3 protein-coding genes are annotated in these 3,807 nt (G+C 54.2%); all 3 read left to right on the plus strand.

Annotated features, from left to right (window positions below):
* Positions 1 to 74: 74 nt before the first annotated feature.
* The 3 genes from HMPREF3277_RS11835 to HMPREF3277_RS11845 all read left to right on the plus strand — a co-directional run bounded on the left by HMPREF3277_RS11835 (position 75) and on the right by HMPREF3277_RS11845 (position 3,685).
* The gene (locus tag HMPREF3277_RS11835; RefSeq protein ID WP_003762794.1) at positions 75 to 818 is read left to right on the plus strand and encodes an epoxyqueuosine reductase QueH; all 744 of its coding nucleotides are present in this window, start codon (positions 75 to 77) and stop codon (positions 816 to 818) included.
* Positions 819 to 965: 147 nt separating this feature from the next.
* Positions 966 to 2,189 (plus strand): nicotinate phosphoribosyltransferase, encoded by a 1,224-nt coding sequence (pncB, locus tag HMPREF3277_RS11840; RefSeq protein WP_070871228.1) that lies wholly within the window; start codon positions 966 to 968, stop codon positions 2,187 to 2,189.
* Between the two features lie 254 nt (positions 2,190 to 2,443).
* Positions 2,444 to 3,685, plus strand: a complete 1,242-nt coding sequence (locus tag HMPREF3277_RS11845) for an NAD(P)/FAD-dependent oxidoreductase (RefSeq protein ID WP_070871229.1) — start codon at positions 2,444 to 2,446, stop codon at positions 3,683 to 3,685.
* Positions 3,686 to 3,807: the final 122 nt, after the last annotated feature.

A 3,807-nucleotide genomic window follows, 5' to 3' on the forward strand; every position in this document is an offset into this window, starting at 1 on the left:
GCCGTACTGGTTTAAATTTAATCCACTATAAAACCCAAAGGTCGTCTGAAACACCGAAACGGAACACCCCAATCATGAACGATAAAACCAGCCCCATCGTTACCGACATCAACCGTCCCGTCCTCGTCCCGCCCGGCGGCCATAAAAAAGTCCTGCTGCATTCCTGCTGCGCCCCGTGCAGCGGCGAAGTCATGGAAGCCATGCTCGCCAGCGGCATCGACTACACCATCTACTTCTACAACCCCAACATCCACCCGCTCAAAGAATACATGTTGCGCAAAGAAGAAAACATGCGCTTCGCCGACAAATTCGGCATCCCCTTCATCGACAAAGACGACGACTACGAAAACGACCGCAAAGAATGGTTCGCCAAAGCCAAAGGCATGGAATTCGAACCCGAACGCGGCATCCGCTGCACCATGTGTTTCGACATGCGTTTCGAAAAAGCCGCCCAATACGCCCACGAAAACGGTTTCCCCGTCTTCACCAGCTCGCTGGGTATTTCCCGCTGGAAAAACATGGCGCAAATCAACGACTGCGGCCACCGCGCCGCCGCACCTTACGACGACGTCGTTTATTGGGATTTCAACTGGCGCAAAGGCGGCGGCAGCGCGCGCATGATCGAAATCAGCAAGCGAGAACACTTCTACCAACAAGAATACTGCGGCTGCGCCTACTCCCTGCGCGACTCCAACGCCCACCGCAAATCGCAAGGCCGCATCCCCATCAAACTCGGCGTGCTGTATTACGGCGACGAATCCACACAATACGAACCCTCGCCTGACGGACAGGCAGCCAAAATCGTTGTGGACAAATAATTGATATAGGTTTTATATGAAGAAAAAGGTCGTCTGAAAGATTTTCAGACGACCTTTTCAGCATTCCTCCGGTCAAAAAAAGTAACACCCGTCCGTCTAACCGTGTTCTAATAATGCTTTACATTTACGCTGAACGAGAGAAAAGCCATGACCGCACCTCAAACGCCCGTTATCCGCTCCCTGCTCGACACCGACCTGTACAAGTTCACCATGCTTCAGGTGATACTGCACCAATTCCCCCAAACCCACAGCCTTTACGAGTTCCGCTGTCGCAACAAAGACATGGTTTACCCGCTTGCCGACATCCAAAGCGACTTGGAACGAGAACTCGACGCGCTCTGCCAACTGCGCTTCACCCACGACGAACTCGACTACCTGCGCAGCCTGCGCTTCATCAAAAGCGACTTTGTCGATTATCTCGAACTCTTCCAACTCCAACGCCGCTTCGTCAAAGTCAGCCCCGATTCAGAAGGTCGTCTGAATATCCGCATCGAAGGCCCTATGATTCAGGCGATGTTCTTTGAAATCTTCATCCTCGCCATCGTCAACGAACTCTACTTCCGCCGTCTCGAAACCCCCGCCGTCATTGAAGAAGGCGAACGCCGCCTCCAAGCCAAAGCGCAACGCCTCAAGGAAATCTCCGCCGCGCAAAACCCCGATGATCCGCCGTTCCTCATCTCCGACTTCGGCACCCGCCGCCGCTACACCCTCGATTGGCAGGAACACGTCATCCGCACCCTGCTTGAAGCCGCCCCCGACATCGTGCGCGGTACCAGCAACGTTTATCTCGCCAAAAAAATCGGCATCACCCCCATCGGCACGATGGCGCACGAGTTCCTCCAAGCCTTCCAAGCCCTCGACGTGCGCCTGCGCAATTTCCAAAAAGCCGCCCTCGAAAGCTGGGTACACGAATACCGCGGCGACCTCGGCATCGCGCTGACCGACGTGGTCGGCATGGATGCCTTCCTGCGCGACTTCGACCTCTATTTCGCCAAACTCTTCGACGGTCTGCGCCACGACAGCGGCGACCCTTATGTATGGGGCGACAAAGCGCACGCCCACTACAAAAAACTCAAAATCGACAGCCGCACCAAAATGCTGACCTTCTCAGACGGTCTGGACATCGAACGCTCATGGGCGTTGCACCAATATTTCAAAGACCGTTTCAAAACCAGCTTCGGTATCGGCACCAACCTCACCAACGACATGGGCCATACCCCGCTGAACATCGTTTTGAAACTCGTTGAGTGCAACGGTCAGTCCGTCGCCAAACTCTCCGACTCCCCGGGCAAAACCATGACTACCAACAACACCTTCCTCGCCTACCTGCGTCAGGTGTTTGACGTTCCCGAGCCGAAGGCAGAGGAGTGATTAATTGAGAAACGGCAAGAGGTCGTCTGAAAACCTTGATTCGAGGTTTTCAGACGACCTTTTTATCAGACAAATTGACAACAAAACCATCCATGCCAAGCCGCAATCCGCCCTATCCCGATATAGGGCTGTTGTCGTTTATGCAACCATTTCATCTTAGTCATGATGTCGCCTTTAAAATTCATTTCAGATAAGTCTATTAAGGAGTAGAATAGCGACCGTTTTATTTTGTTATGTTTTGAAAGTATATTTAAATGTCCGCACCTCAATTCGATGTCGCCGTGATCGGCGCAGGTCCTGCAGGCTCGGTAGCATCCGCCCTGCTTCACAAAAAAGGTTATAAAGTCTGCGTGTTGGAGAAACAGCACTTTCCGCGTTTCGTCATCGGCGAAAGCCTGCTGCCGCACTGCATGGAAATGCTGGAAGAAGCCGGTTTTGCCGACGCCGTTCGCGCCGAACCCAGCTTTCAGTTTAAAAACGGCGCGGCGTTTTCATGGGGCAGCCGTTATACCGAATTTGATTTCACCGAAAAATTTTCAGACGGCCCCGGCACGGTTTACCAAGTGCGCCGTGGGATTTTCGACAAAATCCTGATTGACGAAGCCGCCAAGCAAGGTGTGGAAGTACGTTTCGGACACGGCGTGACCGCGTTCGACAACAGCGGCGACCTTGCCCGTTTGAGCGTGGAAGCCGACACGGGCGAAAGCTACGAGCTGACCGCAAAATTCGTATTGGACGCCAGCGGCTACGGCCGCGTGCTGCCGCGCCTGCTGGACTTGGAAACACCGTCGCACCTGCCGCCGCGCCAAGCGCATTTCACGCATATCGACGACAACATCACCCACCCGAAATTCGACCGCAGCAAAATCCTGATTACCACCCACCCGCAACACCGCGACGTGTGGATTTGGCTGATTCCCTTCGGCGACAACCGCTGCTCCATCGGCGTAGTCGGCACACCCAACGTACTCACGGGCGAATCGGAAACCGTGTTGAAAAAATTTGTCTATGAATGCCCGATGCTGAAAGAAATTCTGGATAAAGCCGTCTGGGAAAACGACTTTCCGTTCCGCTCCATCCAAGGCTATTCCGCCAACGTCAAATCGCTGCACGGCAAACATTTCGCGCTGTTGGGCAATGCCGCTGAGTTCCTCGACCCCGTGTTCTCATCAGGTGTAACCATCGCGCTGCACTCCGCCAAACTTGCCGCCGACCTGTTGGCAAAACAGCTTGAAGGCGGCGCAGTGGACTGGGATGCCGAATTTGCCAAACCGCTGATGATCGGTGTGAACGCGTTCCGCACTTACGTCGACGGCTGGTACAATTTCCGCTTCCAAAACGTCGTGTACGCGCCCAACCGCAGCCCTGAAATCAGCCGCATGATTTCTTCCATTTTGGCAGGCTACGCATGGGATACTGAAAATCCGTTCGTGGCGAAATCCGAACAGCGCCTGTCCACGCTGGCGGCTTTGGTCGGCGACCTGCAAATCGAATAAGGTGCAGCCGGCGCCCTTTCGCAACCGCTTCCGCCCCGGTACGCCAACCGTTTTCCACCGGGGCAAGCTGTTTTATAGTGGATTAACTTTAAAATCAGGACAAGGCGACGAAGCCGCAGACA

This window comes from Neisseria sp. HMSC70E02 (assembly GCF_001838645.1).
Taxonomy (GTDB): domain Bacteria; phylum Pseudomonadota; class Gammaproteobacteria; order Burkholderiales; family Neisseriaceae; genus Neisseria; species Neisseria macacae.

Bases quoted from the DNA above. Each gene is read 5' to 3' on its own strand.
- HMPREF3277_RS11835 (WP_003762794.1), top strand. From the start codon at position 75: ATGAACGATAAAACCAGCCCCATCGTTACCGACATCAACCGTCCCGTC.
- pncB (WP_070871228.1), top strand. From the start codon at position 966: ATGACCGCACCTCAAACGCCCGTTATCCGCTCCCTGCTCGACACCGAC.
- HMPREF3277_RS11845 (WP_070871229.1), top strand. From the start codon at position 2,444: ATGTCCGCACCTCAATTCGATGTCGCCGTGATCGGCGCAGGTCCTGCA.